The sequence below is a fragment of the Salmonella sp. 3C genome (assembly GCF_025426275.1).
Taxonomy (GTDB): Bacteria; Pseudomonadota; Gammaproteobacteria; order Enterobacterales; family Enterobacteriaceae; genus Salmonella; species Salmonella enterica.
Window position 1 is genome coordinate 3,820,015 of record NZ_CP104858.1, and the last position, 18,017, is coordinate 3,838,031.

General features: G+C 52.3%; 17 protein-coding genes. 9 read left to right on the top strand and 8 right to left on the bottom strand.

The genetic code is table 11. From position 1 onward, the window contains the following. Window positions 1–229: 229 nt before the first annotated feature. Window positions 230–1,369 (top strand): glycoside hydrolase family 105 protein, encoded by a 1,140-nt coding sequence (locus tag N7E69_RS18310; protein WP_000989899.1) that lies wholly within the window; start codon window positions 230–232, stop codon window positions 1,367–1,369. A gap of 53 nt (window positions 1,370–1,422) precedes the next feature. Here N7E69_RS18310 and mrdA read toward each other — a convergent pair whose 3' ends face one another. Both mrdA and argS read right to left on the bottom strand, forming a co-directional pair. Further along, window positions 1,423–3,294 carry a penicillin-binding protein 2 gene (gene mrdA / locus N7E69_RS18315; protein WP_000142879.1) on the bottom strand — a complete coding sequence of 624 codons (1,872 nt, stop codon included), beginning with the start codon at window positions 3,292–3,294 and terminating at the stop codon, window positions 1,423–1,425. A gap of 188 nt (window positions 3,295–3,482) precedes the next feature. Beyond that, entirely contained in the window at window positions 3,483–5,216 is a 1,734-nt protein-coding gene (gene argS, locus N7E69_RS18320) for an arginine--tRNA ligase (RefSeq protein WP_001025366.1), read from the bottom strand. A 236-nt stretch (window positions 5,217–5,452) separates the two neighbouring features. Between argS and N7E69_RS18325 the strand changes: the two genes are divergently transcribed. Further along, window positions 5,453–6,022, top strand: coding sequence for a VOC family protein (locus N7E69_RS18325; protein WP_000024799.1), 570 nt, complete (start codon window positions 5,453–5,455; stop codon window positions 6,020–6,022). A 19-nt stretch (window positions 6,023–6,041) separates the two neighbouring features. After that, window positions 6,042–6,788, top strand: a complete 747-nt coding sequence (gene cutC / locus N7E69_RS18330) for a copper homeostasis protein CutC (protein WP_001185770.1) — start codon at window positions 6,042–6,044, stop codon at window positions 6,786–6,788. 235 nt (window positions 6,789–7,023) lie between these two features. On the opposite strand, the gene cmoB is transcribed toward cutC, so the two are convergent. Genes cmoB through N7E69_RS18355 form a run of 5 tightly spaced genes read right to left on the bottom strand, consistent with a single transcriptional unit; the run spans window position 7,024 to window position 10,605 of the window. Further along, entirely contained in the window at window positions 7,024–7,995 is a 972-nt protein-coding gene (cmoB, locus tag N7E69_RS18335) for a tRNA 5-methoxyuridine(34)/uridine 5-oxyacetic acid(34) synthase CmoB (protein WP_000569026.1), read from the bottom strand. Then, window positions 7,992–8,735: a carboxy-S-adenosyl-L-methionine synthase CmoA gene (cmoA, locus tag N7E69_RS18340; RefSeq protein ID WP_000019609.1), complete on the bottom strand. Its 744-nt coding sequence runs from the start codon at window positions 8,733–8,735 to the stop codon at window positions 7,992–7,994. Before cmoA ends, cmoB begins: the two co-directional genes overlap by 4 nt. A 40-nt stretch (window positions 8,736–8,775) precedes the next feature. Further along, complete coding sequence (locus N7E69_RS18345; RefSeq protein ID WP_000252975.1) at window positions 8,776–9,171, bottom strand: MAPEG family protein; 396 nt, start codon at window positions 9,169–9,171, stop codon at window positions 8,776–8,778. Between the two features lie 52 nt (window positions 9,172–9,223). Beyond that, window positions 9,224–10,042 (bottom strand): DUF72 domain-containing protein, encoded by an 819-nt coding sequence (locus tag N7E69_RS18350; protein ID WP_000639226.1) that lies wholly within the window; start codon window positions 10,040–10,042, stop codon window positions 9,224–9,226. Then, a complete protein-coding gene (locus N7E69_RS18355; RefSeq protein WP_000916144.1) occupies window positions 10,039–10,605 on the bottom strand; it encodes a hydrolase in 567 nt (188 codons plus the stop codon). Before N7E69_RS18355 ends, N7E69_RS18350 begins: the two co-directional genes overlap by 4 nt. 324 nt (window positions 10,606–10,929) lie before the next feature. Between N7E69_RS18355 and aspS the strand changes: the two genes are divergently transcribed. The 5 genes from aspS (at window position 10,930) to N7E69_RS18380 (ending at window position 16,112) form a co-directional block, all read left to right on the top strand. Then, entirely contained in the window at window positions 10,930–12,702 is a 1,773-nt protein-coding gene (gene aspS / locus N7E69_RS18360; protein WP_001258629.1) for an aspartate--tRNA ligase, read from the top strand. Window positions 12,703–12,804: 102 nt separating this feature from the next. Continuing rightward, a complete protein-coding gene (gene nudB, locus N7E69_RS18365) occupies window positions 12,805–13,257 on the top strand; it encodes a dihydroneopterin triphosphate diphosphatase (protein WP_000653695.1) in 453 nt (150 codons plus the stop codon). A 29-nt stretch (window positions 13,258–13,286) separates the two neighbouring features. Further along, window positions 13,287–14,027 carry a YebC/PmpR family DNA-binding transcriptional regulator gene (locus N7E69_RS18370; RefSeq protein WP_000907242.1) on the top strand — a complete coding sequence of 247 codons (741 nt, stop codon included), beginning with the start codon at window positions 13,287–13,289 and terminating at the stop codon, window positions 14,025–14,027. A 36-nt stretch (window positions 14,028–14,063) separates the two neighbouring features. Continuing rightward, window positions 14,064–14,585: a crossover junction endodeoxyribonuclease RuvC gene (ruvC, locus tag N7E69_RS18375; RefSeq protein ID WP_000022510.1), complete on the top strand. Its 522-nt coding sequence runs from the start codon at window positions 14,064–14,066 to the stop codon at window positions 14,583–14,585. Window positions 14,586–14,615: 30 nt separating this feature from the next. Then, entirely contained in the window at window positions 14,616–16,112 is a 1,497-nt protein-coding gene (locus N7E69_RS18380) for a PstS family phosphate ABC transporter substrate-binding protein (protein WP_000974701.1), read from the top strand. Window positions 16,113–16,211: 99 nt separating this feature from the next. Here N7E69_RS18380 and N7E69_RS18385 read toward each other — a convergent pair whose 3' ends face one another. Further along, window positions 16,212–16,808 carry a YebB family permuted papain-like enzyme gene (locus N7E69_RS18385; protein WP_000716751.1) on the bottom strand — a complete coding sequence of 199 codons (597 nt, stop codon included), beginning with the start codon at window positions 16,806–16,808 and terminating at the stop codon, window positions 16,212–16,214. A gap of 208 nt (window positions 16,809–17,016) precedes the next feature. On the opposite strand from N7E69_RS18385, the gene N7E69_RS18390 reads away from it, so the two are divergent. Continuing rightward, window positions 17,017–17,709 (top strand): hypothetical protein, encoded by a 693-nt coding sequence (locus N7E69_RS18390; RefSeq protein ID WP_001675835.1) that lies wholly within the window; start codon window positions 17,017–17,019, stop codon window positions 17,707–17,709. Window positions 17,710–18,017: the final 308 nt, after the last annotated feature.

Genomic DNA, 18,017 nt, shown 5'->3' on the forward strand with positions numbered 1-18,017 from the left:
CTTTCTTTGCCAGGTAGCAGACCTGACTCTTTTTTGAATAAATAGAAACGCCGTTTTATAAAATGGTGAGGTAGGTTGCCGGACTCTTTGCGTTTTTGCCATTTACGCTCTGGCAATGGCAGAAACAAAAAGGTTTCCGCCCAGCTTAGCTTTTACTGTAGCGAATCGACTGCGTCGGCGGTAAAACTGCACGCAGCACTGAATTCGACATTACACAGAGGTTAAGCAAATGATGGTTTATCCAGTCAAACACAGTCCGCTATTGCGTCAGCCTGAGCATTTTATCGCCAGAGATGAACTAAAAGCCCTGGTGCAAAAGGTGACGCATAACCTGGTCAATATTAAAGATGATACAGGCGAATTTTTATTGCGACTGGACGACGGACGCGTGATCGATACTAAAGGCTGGGCCGGATGGGAGTGGACGCACGGCGTGGGCCTGTACGGAATGTATCACTATTACCAACAGACCGGCGACCAGACGATGCGTAAGATCATTGATGACTGGTTTGCCGATCGTTTTGCGGAAGGCGCGACGACGAAAAACGTTAATACGATGGCGCCGTTTTTAACGCTGGCGTATCGCCATGAAGAGACGCGTAATCCAGCGTATTTACCGTGGCTGGAAACGTGGGCCGAATGGGCGATGAATGAAATGCCCCGTACCGATCACGGCGGAATGCAGCACATCACGCTGGCGGAGGAAAATCATCAGCAGATGTGGGACGACACGCTAATGATGACGGTGCTGCCGCTGGCGAAAATCGGTAAGCTGTTGAACCGGCCGGAATATGTGGAAGAGGCAACCTATCAGTTCCTGCTACACGTGCAGAATTTGATGGATAAAGAGACGGGGCTGTGGTTCCACGGCTGGAGCTATGACGGTCATCATAACTTCGCTAACGCTCGCTGGGCGCGCGGCAACAGTTGGCTGACCATTGTGATCCCGGATTTTCTTGAACTGCTGGACTTGCCGGAAAATAATGCCGTGCGCCGTTATCTGGTCCAGGTACTGAATGCGCAGATCGCCGCGCTGGCGAAATGTCAGGATGAAAGCGGTTTGTGGCATACGCTGCTTGACGATCCGCACTCTTATCTTGAGGCGTCGGCGACGGCGGGTTTTGCCTACGGTATTCTTAAAGCGGTGCGCAAACGCTATGTCGGGCGGCACTATGCGCAGGTGGCGGAAAAAGCCATTCGGGGGATAGTGAAACATATCTCGCCGGAAGGCGAACTGCTGCAAACGTCATTTGGCACTGGCATGGGCCACGATCTCGATTTTTACCGTCATATTCCGTTGACCTCTATGCCTTACGGGCAGGCGATGGCTATGCTGTGTTTGACGGAATATCTGCGTAACTATTTCTGATGTATGCGGATATTCCGGTCGTATCCTTGTCTGATGGCGCTTTGCTTATTTGACTATGGCGCCTGACCCGACTGTGTGGTATCAGCCTGTGGATCAAACAGGTGGTCAAGGATTTTTCGCATGATGGGCGCGGCGGTAACGCCGTCGCTTCCGCCGTTTTCCAGAATCAAGGCAATAGCGACCTTAGGGTTTTTATACGGTGCAAAAGCGGTATAAAACACATGATCGCGCAGGCGAATGGGGATCATTTTCGCGTTGTAGGTCTGATTTTCTTTCAGGCTAAACACCTGCGACGTGCCGCTTTTGGCCGCAATGCCGTAGGGCGCTGTGTGAAAGAACTTATAGCCCGTTCCGTTGGGTGCATTCGCCATGCCATACATCGCCTGACGCACCAGTCCCCAGTATGGCGACGCCGGATCGGCTATCTGTGCCGGTGTTCCTGAAGGGCGATACGGAACCACCGTTTTGCCGCTCTCTTCATTGAGTAACAGGTGAGGGGCAATCACCTTACCGTTGTTGATGAGCGCCACCATCGCTTTTACCATCTGGATGGGGGTGGCAATCCAGTAACCCTGGCCGATGCCGACAGAAATGGTATCGCCCTGATACCAGGCTTTTTTATGGACCCGCTGTTTCCATGCGCGGCTGGGAAGCAGCCCGTCATATTCTTCATTAAGGTCGATGCCCGTCGGTTTGCCATAGCCGAACTGAGACAACATCGTGTCGATACGGTCAATACCCATCATATAAGCGACCTGATAGAAAAAGGTATCCGCAGATTCCTCAATCGCTTTAGTGACATCCAGCATACCGTGTCCGGTTTTTTTCCAGTCCCGGTAATGCCGCTGCGTGCCGGGAAGCGTCCAGGTTGGCGCGCCAAAGAAGGTGGTTTGCGGCGTAATAATCCCGCATAACAGCGCGGACATTGCCATATAGGGTTTAACCGTTGACGCCGGAGGATAAAGCCCTTGCGTCACGCGGTTGATCAGCGGCAGATTTTTATCGTGCAGCAGTTTGCCGTAATCCTGATAGCTAATGCCTTTTACAAAGGGGTTCGGGTCGTAGCTGGGCATAGATACCATCGCCAGCACTGAACCATCGTGCGGATCTTCAACCAGTACGGCAGCACGCTGCCCGGCCAGCAAACTTTCAATGTACTCTTGTAAATGGAGATCCAGCGTCAGGTGAATGTTCTTACCCGCGATGGGAGGAACGTCTTTCAGCAGGCGGACAATACGCCCGTGATTATCCACCTCGACCTCCTGATAACCGGTTTTACCATGAAGATCGTTTTCGTAGTAACGCTCAATCCCCTGTTTACCGATGTTATGTTCCGCCGCGTAATTCTCTGCCAGCCCTTTTTTATCCAGCGCTTTAAGGTCGTTATCGTTTATCTTTGACACGTAACCGAGAACATGCGCCAGCTCCGCGCCGTAAGGATACTGCCGATCCTGATAGCTATTGATCGTGACGCCGTTGAAATGAAACTGATTGACCGCAAAGCGTGCGATTTCAACATCCGTTAGCGCGTTTTTGAGCACCACCGGACGATAGCGGCTACTGGATTTTAGCGCACGGCGAAAGTCGGAGATATCGTCGGGGGAGAGATCAACAATAGGGGTGAGCTGTTTTAGCAGCGCATCCATATCGGCAATTTTATAGGGCGTAACCGCGATATCATACCAGGTTACGTTACGCACCAGCGGAATGCCGTTGCGATCGTAAATGATGCCGCGCGTGGGCGCGACGGGTAGCATCTTGATATCGTTCTCATTCGAACGGGTGGTGTAGTAGTGGTGCTGGCGGATTTGCAAGTTATAGAGGTTGAAGATCAGGATACCAAAGCAGACAACCACTACACCAAACGCCACAATCACACGTCTCAGGAAGAGTTTCTCTTCCGCATCAAAGTCTTTAAAAGTCATTACCTGTACCTGAACAATCCGCCGCCTAATGATACGGGGCGGTCAGCGCCAGCACAGGTAAAAGATGTTCCATCTCTCTATAGAAATGTGTCATTCCTTGTGATTTGTTACAGATATACCGCTGTGGCAATAAAAAGGCCTGAGTCCGTTATCCGGAGTCAGGCCTGATGATGTTAACGACGGCGCGTTTACATGCGTTCTACGGTTTCGATACCCAACGTATCCAGACCCAGTTTCAGCGTCTTCGCCGTCAGTTGCGCCAGTTTTAGGCGGCTATTGCGAACCGCGTCATTCTCGGCGCTGAGAATAGGGCAGTGCTCGTAGAAGCCGGAGAACAGCCCGGCGACGTCATACAGATACGCGCACATGACGTGCGGCGTACCTTCACGCGCGACCACCGTCAGGGTTTCTTCAAACTGCAGCAGACGGGCAGCGAGTTGCGCTTCGCGATCTTCGCTAATGATAACCGGCGCGCTCGCCAGCGCCTGCTCGTCGATGTCCGCTTTACGGAAAACAGACAGCACACGCGTATAGGCATACTGCATATAAGGAGCGGTATTGCCTTCGAAAGCCAACATATTATCCCAGTCGAAGATATAGTCAGTGGTGCGGTTTTTTGACAGATCGGCGTATTTCACCGCGCCAATACCGACGGCGTTAGCCAGTTTTTCCAGCTCGTCAGCCGACATATCCGGGTTCTTCTCCGCCACCAGACGACGCGCGCGCTCCAGCGCCTCATCCAGCAGGTCCGCCAGTTTCACCGTACCGCCCGCGCGAGTTTTAAACGGTTTACCGTCTTTACCCAACATCATGCCGAACATGTGGTGTTCCAGCGGAACGGAATCCGGCACATAACCGGCTTTACGCACAATGGTCCAGGCCTGCATCAGGTGCTGGTGCTGACGGGAGTCAATGTAGTAGAGCACGCGGTCGGCGTGCAGCGTTTCGTAACGGTATTTGGCGCAGGCGATATCGGTAGTGGTATACAGATAACCGCCATCTTTCTTCTGAATAATGACGCCCATCGGGTCGCCTTCCTTGTTTTTAAACTCATCAAGGAAAACCACCGTTGCGCCTTCGCTTTCAACCGCCAGGCCTTTGGCTTTCAGATCGGCGACGATGCCCGGCAGCATCGGATTATACAGACTTTCGCCCATCACATCGTCACGCGTCAAAGTGACGTTCAGGCGATCATAGGTGATCTGGTTTTGCGTCATCGTGATATCAACCAGCTTACGCCACATCTCACGGAAATAGGTATCACCGCTCTGCAATTTGACGACGTAGTTACGCGCGCGCTCGGCAAACGCTTCATCTTCGTCATAATGCTTTTTCGCATCGCGGTAGAATCCTTCGAGATCCGCCAGCGCCATGTCGCCCGCGTTTTCCTGCTGCTGTTTTTCCAGCCAGGCGATAAGCATACCGAACTGGGTACCCCAGTCGCCGACGTGGTTAGCGCGAATAACATGATGGCCCAGAAACTCCAGCGTGCGCACTGCCGCATCGCCGATAATCGTGGAGCGTAGATGACCAACGTGCATCTCTTTCGCGACGTTGGGCGCGGAGTAGTCGACGACAATCGTCTGACGAGTCGGCTGAGAAACGCCCAGACGTTCGGAGGCCAGCGCCTGTTGCACCTGTTCAGCGAGAAAAGCCGGTTCGAGGAAAATATTGATAAAGCCAGGGCCGGCGATTTCAACCTTGCTGGCGATGCCGCTGAGATCCAGATGAGTCAGCACCTGCTCTGCAAGTTGTCGGGGGGCCATACCCAGTTTTTTCGCAACTGCCATCATGCCGTTGGCCTGATAGTCGCCGAACTGAACTTTGGCTGACTGACGAACCTGGGGCTCGCAATCTGCAGGCGCGCCTGCAGCAATCATGGCCTGACTAACTTTTTCTGAGAGAAGAGCCTGAATATTCACCGGAATACCTTACGTTTATGAAGCGGGCTGTATTGCCCGCGCCAGTTTAAGAATTAGGGCGGGAGTATACTGCAAATGCCCGTTGGCGTCAGCATTGCGCGCGCGGCGCGTCGCCTGAAATATACGCAACAATAATCTGCATAAGCATTCAATAAACGCCCAATCAAATCAAAGGTTGGTTGCCGGGGCGCAACAGCGTAAATTAGCGGTTTTCACAGCAAGAAGAGCGTCCTGATATGGCGAACTGGCAACACATTGATGAACTGCATGATATTTCCGCAGATTTACCGCGATTCACTCTGGCGTTCAGAGAACTTTCCACTCGCCTTGGTCTGCAGATTAGCGCCCTTGAGGCCGATCACATTTCATTGCGCTGTCACCAGAATACGACGGCGGAGCGTTGGCGTCGCGGTTTTGAACAATGCGGCGAGCTACTGTCGGAAAATATCATCAACGGCAGGCCGATTTGTCTGTTTAAACTGCATGAACCGGTATGTGTGGAACACTGGCGGTTTTCTGTTATTGAATTACCGTGGCCGGGAGAAAAACGCTATCCACACGAAGGGTGGGAGCATATTGAAATCGTGCTGCCCGGCGAGCCGGAGACCTTGAACGTGAGGGCGCTGGCGTTGTTGTCGGATGAGGGGCTTAGTCAGCCGGGGATCGTGGTTAAAACCAGTTCGCCACAGGGCGAGCATGAACGTTTGCCAAACCCTACGCTGGCCGTGACCGATGGCCGCATCACGGTAAAATTTCATCCATGGTCGATTGAAGCGATTGTCGCCAGCGAACAGGCGGCCCATTAACCTGCCGAGCGGAGTGAATATGGCGTTACTTGAGATCTGTTGTTACAGCATGGAATGCGCGCTCACCGCGCAGCGAAACGGCGCGGATCGTATCGAACTGTGCGCCGCGCCGAAAGAAGGGGGGCTTACGCCTTCTTTCGGCGTCTTACGCAGCGTACGCGAGCATATTACGATTCCCGTACATCCGATTATTCGTCCTCGCGGCGGGGATTTTTACTACACTGACGGCGAATTTGCCGCCATGCTGGAAGATATCCGCCTCGTCAGAGAGTTGGGGTTTCCCGGGCTGGTTACTGGCGTGTTGACCGTTGATGGGGATGTCGATATGTCGCGAATGGAAAAAATAATGGCGGCGGCCGGGCCGCTGGCGGTGACATTCCACCGCGCCTTCGATATGTGCGCTAATCCCTTCAATGCGCTAAAGAATCTGGCTGACGCAGGCGTAGCAAGAGTACTGACTTCCGGACAAAAAGCCGATGCGGCGCAAGGTTTATCAATAATTATGGAACTTATTGCCCAAGGGGATGCACCAACCATTATGGCTGGTGCGGGGGTTCGTGCAAATAACCTGCAGAATTTCCTCGATGCCGGAGTACGGGAAGTACACAGTTCCGCCGGAGTCTTACTGCCTTCGCCGATGCGCTATCGCAATCAGGGGTTATCGATGTCTGCCGATATTCAGGCGGACGAGTATTCTCGCTATAGAGTAGAGGGTGCGGCGGTCGCTGAAATGAAAGGAATCATTGTTCGCCATCAGGCCAAATGATTTTTACCGTTGCATCATGTCGCCCAATATGATGCTTGCTCGTACCAGGCCCCTGCCAATTCAACAGGGGCCTTTTTTTCTCCTTCATATTTCAAGCCGCAGCAGCGTTGGCCGCCTCGCGCACCCCGGTCACGTAGCTACCTACGTTCCCGGGGATTTGCTGCGTTGCCGCCTTGCTGCAACTTGAACTATTTTGGAGAAACGGTGCTATACGTAACGATCATTCGACGATCCATCACGGTTTACGCGCAATCAGCACCGCGCGCTGCGGGGCGGGATAGCCTTCCACCGTCTTGCTGCGATCGTTCGGGTCAAGAAAGTCGGCTAGCGACTCGGTAACCATCCATTCGGTACGGCGCTGCTCTTCGGTGGTAGTGACGCAGACATCGGCGATACGCACGTCAATAAAGCCGCATTTTTCCAGCCATTTTTTTAATGCCGGCGCGGAAGGAATAAAATAGACGTTACGCATCTGCGCGTAGCGGTCACCCGGCACCAGTACGGTATTTTCGTCGCCGTCGACGACCAGCGTTTCCAGTACCAGCTCACCCTCGTTGACCAACTGATCTTTTAACTGCCACAGATGTTCCAGCGGCGAGCGACGGTGATAAAGCACCCCCATCGAGAAGACGGTATCAAATGCTTTCAGCGCCGGGAGTTGTTCAATGCCCAACGGCAGCAGATGCGCGCGCTGATCGTTACCCAACAGTTTACGCACCGCCTCAAACTGGCAGAGGAAAAGCTGTGTAGGATCGATGCCGACCGCCAGATGTGCGCCCGCGCCAATCATCCGCCACAGGTGATAGCCGCTGCCGCAGCCGACATCAAGGATCGTCCGGCCGGTTAAATCTGACAGATGCGGCAGTACGCGATCCCACTTCCAGTCTGAGCGCCATTCGGTATCAATATCTACGCCATAAAGCGAGAACGGGCCTTTACGCCACGGCATCAGATTACGCAGCAATGTATCAATACGCTTTAGCTGACCTTCGCTGAGCGGCGTTTCGCTTTCCGCCGTGACACTGTGCAGTAAATCCAGCCGCCAGGGCGTAATTTCCGGTAAAAATTCTACCGCGTTCGACCACTGTTTAAACAAGCCATGCTGCTGCTCGCGTTGCCAGGCGGCAATCTGCGCGGGCAATGTTTCCAGCCAGTGGGAGAGATGATTTTTAGCAATGAGCTGATAAAAGTTACCAAACTCGATCATGCGGCAACTCCGGCTTTTAACGCGACAAGCGACCCGAAATTAAAGCACTGGAACCACAGTTCACTGTGTTCGAAACCCGCCTGACGCAGGCGCGCTTTATGTGTTTCCACCGAGTCGGTGAGCATCACGTTTTCCAGCATACTGCGCTTCTGGCTGATCTCCAGTTCGCTGTACCCATTAGCGCGTTTAAAATCGTGGTGCATGTTGAATAACAGCTCGCCCACTTTCGCGTCTTCAAAGCTAAATTTTTCCGACAGTACCAGCGCGCCGCCGGGATTCAACCCCAGGTAAATCTTATCCAGCAATGCCTGGCGTTCGGCAGGTTCAAGGAATTGCAGGGTAAAATTCAGCACCACCATCGAGGCGTTTTCAATAGTGATATCGCGGATATCGCCTTCAACGACTTCAACCGGCGTAGGCGCTTTATACGCATCAATATGACGGCGGCAGCGTTCAATCATGGCCGGGGAGTTATCGACGGCGATAATGCGACAATGCTCATGGCGGATATTACGCCGAACAGACAGCGTCGCGGCGCCCAGCGAGCAGCCCAGATCGTAGACCTGCGTGTTCGGCTGCACAAAGCGTTCAGCTAACATGCCGATCATGGAGATGATGTTGGAGTAACCTGGTACCGAACGCTGAATCATGTCGGGGAAAACTTCGGCTACTCGTTCATCAAAAGTCCAGTCGCCGAGACGGGCGATAGGCGCAGAAAAAAGCGTGTCGCGGTGAGACATAACGTATACATCCGGGAAAAATAAAGGCGCATATTGTGCGCTAATACAGGGAGAAAACCAACTCCCAGGGCATATACCACAGGTTTGCCAGCACCATCAGCAACAATGCGCACCAGGTCGCGCTCATCCCCGCCCGCCGCCAGCGGAACAGGCGGTGGTGAAAACCGTAATAATGCATCAGCCGACCGGCGATTAAAATGATGCCGCAGATATGCACCATCCACGTTTCGGCGCCGTTCATTTCCATAAACAGCAGCAGCACCAGCGCGACAGGAATATATTCCACCGCGTTGCCATGAATACGGATGGCGCTTTGCAATTCGCTAAAACCGCCGTCGCCATAGGCGACACGGTACTGCATTCGCAAGCGAACGACATTAAAAGAGAACTTCATTAATAATAACGCACCCAAAACGGCATACAGCGCGCTTACCATACAAACTCCCTTTTAAAATGGCTGATGGCACTGTCTATGATAGGGGGCATTTTCAGAAAAGAGAAGATTGCTGTGGAATGGACGGAGCAGTGCCGATTTCCGGTAAGACGCTGCGTAAATCATGCCAAAGCGTATTCACCAGTTCCGGCGCCTGCGCGATATCCGGAGTATGTAAAAACAGAAAAGGCGTGGTGGTCTGCCGCCACTGCGGGAGTTTCTGCAACCAGGCGGCGAAAAACTCACGGTTTTGCGCCATATTGTCGCTACCGATAAAACGCACCATCGGATGGCTGGCCGTCACGACCGCATGTACCGGGACTTTGGGTTTTTTTCGCTGCGCGTCGCGGACGGCCTCGCTGTGGGGATGGGCGGCATGTACCGGACGACTATCCAGGATCACGCGGTTTACGCCGCGCGCGTGTAACCCGCGATTGAGCCGCTGTTCATCCTCACCTTTGTCAAAAAAACACGGATGACGAACTTCTACGCCATAGGTAAACGTGGCGGGGAGCGCATCAAGAAACTGCCATAAGGCGGGGAGATCGCGCGGTCCAAAGGCGGCGGGCAACTGCAGCCAGTATTGGCCAATACGCGTTTCCAGCGGCGCCAGGCGGGTAAAAAACGCCTGTACCAGATCGTCGCAATGGCGCAGCGCGGCCTGGTGAGAAATGGTCGCGGGAAATTTAAAGCAAAAACGGAAATCGTCCGTAGTTTGCGCATACCAGCGATCGACAATTTCCGCTTTCGGCAGCGCGTAAAGCGTGGTGTTGCCCTCCACGCAGTTAAAGTGGCGGGCATACTCTTCCAGACTGGTGATGCCGAGCCGCGCCCATTTCGGGTGCGACCATTGCGGCAAGCCAATGTAGATCATAAGGCGTTTAAAATATCCTCTACGCTGCGTACCCGGCCAATGCGCGGGAAAATATGCGTCATACTGCTCTGATGCTGCTCACTGCTGGCGGCGCTACAGGCATCTTCGGCAATAATAAGGTTAAATCCCAACTCCCAGGCGTTACGCGCTGTGGATTCGACGCCGATATTGGTTGAGATTCCGCACAATATGATGGTGTCGATACCCCGGCGGCGAAGTTGTAATTCCAGGTCGGTGCCGTAAAACGCGCCCCACTGGCGTTTAGTCACTTCCAGATCGCTGTCCTTTTTACCCAATGCCGTAGGCCAGGTCCACCAGTTTTCCGGCAACGCGTGCGCAGGCGTTGCGGCATCCACCGGCTGTTTTAACGCTTCGGCATAATCATCAGACCATCCAACGCGTACCATAACCACGGGCGAGCCGTTGGCACGACACTTTTCCGCCAGCCGCGCGGCGCGGGCGACCACCTCATTTGCCGTATACGGGCCGCCGGCAAACGGAAGAATTCCTTCCTGTAAATCAATAACCACCAGGGCGGTTGTGGTCGCGTTGAGTTTCAGCATGATAATCACTCTCCTAAAAATAGCGGATTTCACTACACCTTAAGCGCGATTAAAGAGGAAAGCGGCGACAAATATTGTTAATTTTTGTGAGCATACGCAATACCCGCGTGAAAAACCCGGGTACAGTCAGTATGAACCAAGTGTCGATACCGCATGAAACGGGCAAGTTATCGCTCCCATGCTGGATTGACTCTTATCGTGCGGCAGAATTTCCAGTATAATAGCCGCCTTTTTTCATCCAGTTGTGACATACAGCTAAAGCTGCGACTTCGTCGCCTGCATGGCAGGCAACAATCCGCCTGCGGCTAAGTTAAGGGATATCTCATGCGTACAGAATATTGCGGACAGCTACGTCTGTCCCACGTGGGGCAGCAGGTGACTCTGTGTGGTTGGGTCAACCGTCGTCGTGATCTTGGCAGCCTGATCTTTATCGATATGCGCGACCGCGAAGGTATTGTGCAGGTGTTCTTCGATCCGGATCGTGCGGACGCGTTAAAGCTGGCCTCTGAACTGCGTAATGAGTTCTGCATTCAGGTTACGGGCACCGTGCGTGCGCGTGACGCGAAAAACGTCAATGCGGATATGGCGACCGGCGAAATTGAAGTGCTGGCGTCCTCTCTCACTATCATCAACCGCGCAGACTCACTGCCGCTTGACGCTAACCACGTTAATACCGAAGAGGCGCGTCTCAAGTACCGCTATCTGGATTTGCGTCGTCCGGAAATGGCGCAGCGCCTGAAAACCCGCGCCAAAATTACCAGCCTGGTGCGTCGTTTTATGGACGATCACGGTTTCCTTGATATTGAAACGCCGATGCTGACCAAAGCCACGCCGGAAGGCGCGCGCGACTATCTGGTGCCTTCGCGCGTTCACAAAGGTAAATTCTACGCGCTGCCGCAGTCGCCGCAGCTGTTCAAACAGCTCCTGATGATGTCCGGTTTCGACCGTTACTATCAGATAGTCAAATGCTTCCGTGATGAAGACTTACGTGCTGACCGTCAGCCGGAGTTTACTCAGATCGACGTCGAGACCTCCTTCATGACCGCGCCACAGGTGCGCGAAGTGATGGAAGCGCTGGTGCGCCATTTGTGGCTGGAAGTGAAAGGCGTGGATCTGGGGGATTTCCCGGTCATGACGTTTGCCGAAGCGGAACGTCGCTACGGTTCCGACAAGCCAGACCTGCGTAACCCGATGGAACTGGTAGATGTCGCTGACCTGCTGAAATCGGTAGAGTTCGCGGTCTTCGCGGGCCCGGCTAACGATCCGAAAGGCCGCGTGGCAGCGCTGCGTGTGCCTGGCGGCGCACAGCTTAGCCGTAAGCAGATCGACGATTACGGTAACTTTGTTAAGATCTACGGCGCGAAAGGCCTGGCATATATCAAAGTTAACGAGCGCGCGAAAGGTCTGGACGGGATTAACAGTCCGGTGGCCAAGTTCCTGACCGCCGACATTGTCGACGCTATCCTTGAACGTACCGGCGCGCAGGACGGCGACATGATCTTCTTCGGCGCAGATAACAAAAAAGTGGTTGCCGATGCGCTGGGCGCGCTGCGTCTGAAACTGGGCAAAGACCTGAGCCTGACCGACGAAGACAAATGGGCGCCGCTGTGGGTGATTGACTTCCCGATGTTCGAAGACGACGGCGAAGGCGGTCTGACCGCGATGCACCATCCGTTCACCGCCCCGCGTGACATGACGGCGTCTGAACTGAAAACTGCGCCGGAAGAAGCCGTCGCTAACGCTTACGATATGGTGATTAACGGCTATGAAGTGGGCGGCGGTTCGGTGCGTATTCACAACGGTGAAATGCAGCAAACCGTATTTGGTATTCTCGGTATCAATGAGCAGGAGCAGCGCGAGAAGTTCGGCTTCCTGTTGGATGCGTTGAAATACGGTACGCCGCCGCACGCGGGCCTGGCGTTTGGTCTGGACCGTCTGACCATGCTGTTGACCGGCACCGACAATATTCGTGATGTTATCGCCTTCCCGAAAACGACCGCCGCCGCGTGTCTGATGACTGAAGCGCCGAGTTTCGCCAACCAGGCAGCGTTGACGGAGTTGGGGATTCAGGTTGTGAAGAAAGCCGAGAATAACTGATATGAACAATGTACACGACATCATTCGCGTGATATCGCGGCGGCCCGCAAGGGGGAGCCTCATCAATGCGCGGCGTCACCCAACAGCCAACAACGAGGTCGCGTGAAGGATAAAGTGTACAAGCGCCCCGTTTCGGTACTGGTGGTTATTTTCGCGCAGGATACGAAACGGGTGCTAATGTTGCAGCGACGCGACGACCCGGATTTTTGGCAGTCAGTGACTGGCAGCATAGAAGAAGGGGAGACCGCGTTGCAGGCCGCCGTGCGTGAAGTCAAAGAGGAGGTCACGATTGATGTTGTGGCAGAGCAACTGACCTTAATCGACTGCCAACGTACGGTGGAGTTTGAAATTTTTTCACATTTACGTCATCGCTATGCGCCGGGCGTCATGCACAATACAGAATTCTGGTTCTGCCTTGCGTTACCGCATGAGCGGCAGGTGATATTCACTGAACATCTGACGTACCAGTGGCTTGATGCGCCTGACGCGGCGGCGCTTACCAAGTCCTGGAGTAACCGGCAAGCGATTGAAGAGTTTGTCATTAACGTCGCCTGAAAAGGCGCGCTTTTTTTGAGGAAATATTTATGGCAGGTCATAGTAAATGGGCCAACACCAGACATCGTAAAGCTGCGCAGGATGCCAAGCGCGGTAAAATCTTCACTAAAATTATTCGTGAACTGGTAACGGCAGCTAAATTGGGCGGCGGCGATCCGGATGCCAACCCGCGTCTGCGCGCGGCCGTAGATAAAGCGCTGGCCAACAACATGACCCGCGACACTTTGAACCGTGCCATCGCTCGCGGTGTGGGTGGTGATGAAGACTCGAACATGGAAACCATCATCTATGAAGGTTATGGTCCTGGCGGCACGGCCATTATGATTGAGTGTCTGAGTGACAACCGTAACCGTACCGTAGCGGAAGTGCGTCATGCTTTCAGCAAGTGCGGTGGTAATCTGGGTACCGATGGCTCAGTGGCGTACCTGTTCAGTAAGAAAGGGGTCATCTCCTTTGAGAAAGGCGATGAAGACACCATCATGGAAGCTGCTCTGGAAGCTGGCGCGGAAGATGTTGTGACCTATGATGATGGCGCGATTGATGTTTACACTGCCTGGGAAGAGATGGGCAAAGTGCGTGACGCGCTGGAAGCGGCGGGTCTGAAAGCGGACAGCGCCGAAGTGTCCATGATCCCGTCAACCAAAGCGGATATGGATGCGGAAACCGCGCCGAAACTGCTACGTCTGATCGATATGCTGGAAGACTGTGACGATGTTCAGGAAGTCTACCATAACGGTGAGATCTCTGATGAGGTGGCGGCGACCCTGTAATGGTGCTGCTAAACGCCGGCGGGCAGGGGGTATAGCGTGTCGATTATTCTCGGTATTGACCCCGGCTCGCGCATTACCGGTTATGGCGTTATCCGCCAGGTAGGCAGACAACTGACCTATCTGGGCAGCGGATGTATTCGTACCAAAGTCGATGATTTGCCGTCTCGTTTGAAGCTCATATACGCAGGCGTGACGGAAATCATCACGCAGTTCCAGCCGGACTATTTTGCTATCGAACAGGTGTTTATGGCGAAAAATGCCGACTCAGCCCTCAAGCTGGGACAGGCGCGCGGCGTCGCGATTGTCGCCGCGGTCAATCAGGAACTGCCTGTGTTTGAATACGCGGCACGTCAGGTGAAGCAAACTGTCGTCGGTATTGGTAGCGCGGAAAAAAGCCAGGTACAGCATATGGTGCGCACGTTGCTGAAGCTCCCCGCTAACCCGCAGGCAGACGCCGCAGATGCGCTGGCTATCGCCATTACGCATTGCCATGTTAGCCAGAACGCGATGCAAATGAGCGAATCGCGGCTGAATTTAGCGCGTGGGAGAATGCGCTGATGTAAATGCAGGGTCAGGGAGACCCGTACTATGGCGATAATAAAGTCGATAAAATTTTGGCTGGCAGAAATCGTGCTGCTGGTCGTGGTGTTGCCGATATTAGCAATAATATTCAGTATCTTTAACATTATTTTTAATATTGCTGGCGATATCTATGGGCTTATCGCCACGCTGATGGCCACCATTCTTGTGGGTTGTGCGACTGGCGGTATTCGCGGTCGCTTTATCGATGAACGCGAGCGTTTTATTCCTGGTTTTTTACCTGCCTTATTACTGATTTTCTATTCTCTTACCGTTTGGCTGATAATGATTATCGTCGCTGACGGCGACTTCGAAAGTAGCGTGTTTTATCACGGGATACAGTGGTTCGGACTCTATTCTGCCTTGATCAAATCGGCTTTAATGACGGAATTTTATGAGATATCATCGTCAAGGGTGATCATTGCCCCAGTGATTCCATTTGTCGGCTTCCTGTCGTATACCATCATGCGTTTTATCACCGTCCGGCAGAATAATAAGTTGGAAAACGTCACCGGATGGCGAAGTATTGTTCTGCTCATTGCCGCAATGACAATTGCCATTAGCGGATTATTGGCCTGGCAAACTTATGATCGTCGCGAGCGACGAGTGGTTAACGATCCGGCTAGGGAAATAACGGAATCTTTTGAGCCTGGCACATATGACCCGTTTACCCCCGATAATAAACTGACGGCGCTGAGCGCATCACCTGGGCTATCGCTGGAAAACGACTGGCCGCGACTGAATGGCGCAACGGCAGTTTATCCGGTGTACGCCTCGGCAGCGCAGGCGCTGTATCACAATCTGGATGTAGACAGCGTGTGGAAATATGTTCGCTGCGATCGGACACCTGGTGCCTGGGAGAAGTTAATTCATGGTGAAGCGGATATCATTTTTGTCGCTGAGCCTTCCGCCGAGCAAAAAGCCAGCGCGAGGGCGCAGGGCGTTGATTTACACTTCTATCCCATTGCCCGCGAGGCTTTTGTTTTTGTCACGCATAAGGATAATCCGCTGACTCAACTGAGTGAAAAACAGATTCGCGATATCTATTCCGGGCGTGTGAACAACTGGCTGGAAGTCGGCGGCAACGATGCGCGTATTTACCCCTATCAGCGGCCAAAGGGATCGGGTAGCCAGACGATTATGCTGGCTGCGGTGATGGGCGAGGATAAACTTCGCAAGCCGCTGGAAACAGAATCCGTTCACGATATGATCGGATTGCTGCGTAATGTGGCAAATTACCAGAACAGCGCCAATGCTCTGGGGTATACCTTCCGCTATTATGCTACGCAGCTTCACCATAGCCCTGATTTGCGCTTGCTGGCGGTGAATGGCATCGAGCCAACCATCGAAAATATTCGCAATGGAAAATATCCTTACACTATTGATGTATATATGGTTTCCGCTGGAAAACCCTCGCGGCAATCGCAAAAATTTATCGATTGGTTTTTGAGCGAGCAAGGGCAAAGGTTGATTGCTGACGTTGGATACGTTCCTCTGGCGCGCTAATGCACGTTGGGAGGCGGGAGAGACAATATATCTGTCAGTCATTTGACAGGCCTCGTATCGGCCTGTCAGGATATACTCACGAGTGGAAATATCAGGGCGTTATGCCGCTTCTCCGGGAAGATGCCCCTGAGAGTGACTCTGATAGATTACATCCAGGTTGGGATGATGCCACAGGCTGGCTGGCGTCACCGTCTTACGATCCCACGGGATTGAACCTAAAAACCAGAACTTCCAGAAGGTGAGTTTTGCATCAGGATTGCTGTGAAGTAATTCTTCGAATGTCTCAATATCGCCTACCGGAATACACAATGCTTCTTTATAGATATCAAACACAAATTTCGAGCAGAACTGGCGCGATGACTCATATTTAAACCCCGTGTGATAAAACTTATTCAGCCGGGCGGGAACCTGTTCCATGATGGCGAGTTTCTGTTCGACCGTCAGGCCGCCGCACAGGCGACGAACCGCGTAACGTTGTCCGGCTGAACGTTGTATAAACAGTGACAGCGTGGTGACGGTTGAGAGGGGGACGCGACTTTCCGCCACCAGATAGTCATCACCATTATGACCAATAATAATCCCAACATGGTTGCTCCAGCACTGTGAAGCGGTGGATATCTGGCCGAAAAGCGCGGCACCTATACAGGTAAAGACGATATCCCCGGTTTCATATTGGACAGAATAATGTTTTTTCATCTCTGCATTCCATTATTTGAAATAAATTCCTTTTATTTATTCTACAGGGTAGTTAGCATTATACCAAATAAATGACAAGCCTTAGTGTCATCGAAATATGTATGGTGAATATTTCATTTATTGGAATTAATGTCGCAAATATATTTGGGGGGGATTAAGGTGGTAAATTTCTCATCATCTGATCTCTCATATTGACAGGGAGTATGACGTGGTTGATGATAAACCAATGAGAATAGGTTGGGTATTTTATTTTTCTTATATTTTTGTTGCTATTATCTTTCATCTGCTTATTAGTTTTTGTTATTGTTTGTGTATTGATATGGCAGAGGCTAATACTGTTGTTTTTTTATTAAAGCCAGGGACGATTTCATTATTATTTTTGCTTCTCCCTGCCAGGCGGTTCAGGACCAGACTGTTGGCAACATTGAGTTCAGTTTTCATTACCTTAGTATTTAACCAGTGGCATTTGGTTGCCGGGAATAAAGAACTGGTTTTGTGCCTGCAGGTAGCGTGCTTTATGGCTTTCCTAGCTATGACATCGGTAAAAAAATCCGGGTGGATGATTAGCGCATCATTATTTTTGGTTTGTGCGGCCGGAACGATTCGCCAGTGCTGGCTGGAACAGCTGTTTAACGCTGCCGATATATATATTGTTGATGATGGGTGGAGCTGTGGCGCCAGCGGCCACTGCTTCCAGTATATTGCAGCAAAAGGCCGTGGGTTAGCAGCAAAACGACAGGCACTTTTTAGTAGCGAAGAGTATGTGAATATTTATTATAGTTATTCAGAAGGGATGCCAGCCGTGAATTTCGATGGCATGAAAAATGAGTTTGTACAATATTTATTGTGTCATGGCGAATTAAAATCTGTTGCGCGCGACGATAAAACAACATGCGATTAAATTCAGCGCTAGTGGTTAATATTATTAAATCTATTCTCGGGTCTGTTTTTTTGGAGGCCCGATGTTCCGCTGTTGGCATTCGTACTGGATACATTATTAGTGTTATCAGGATACTCATTATTGAAGACTACCGAACGAGCGCCACGGCATGTTGGCAAAAAGTTGTTCGCGTAGGACGCAAAAAGTTGTCAATGAGTGTACGACTTATTTTGTACGCAGCGGGGAGCGTACCCGTCGTTAACCATCGCGGGTTGTCGGAGTAGAGAAATATCGGGATACGTGTTTTTCATCTGGATAAACATCCAGTC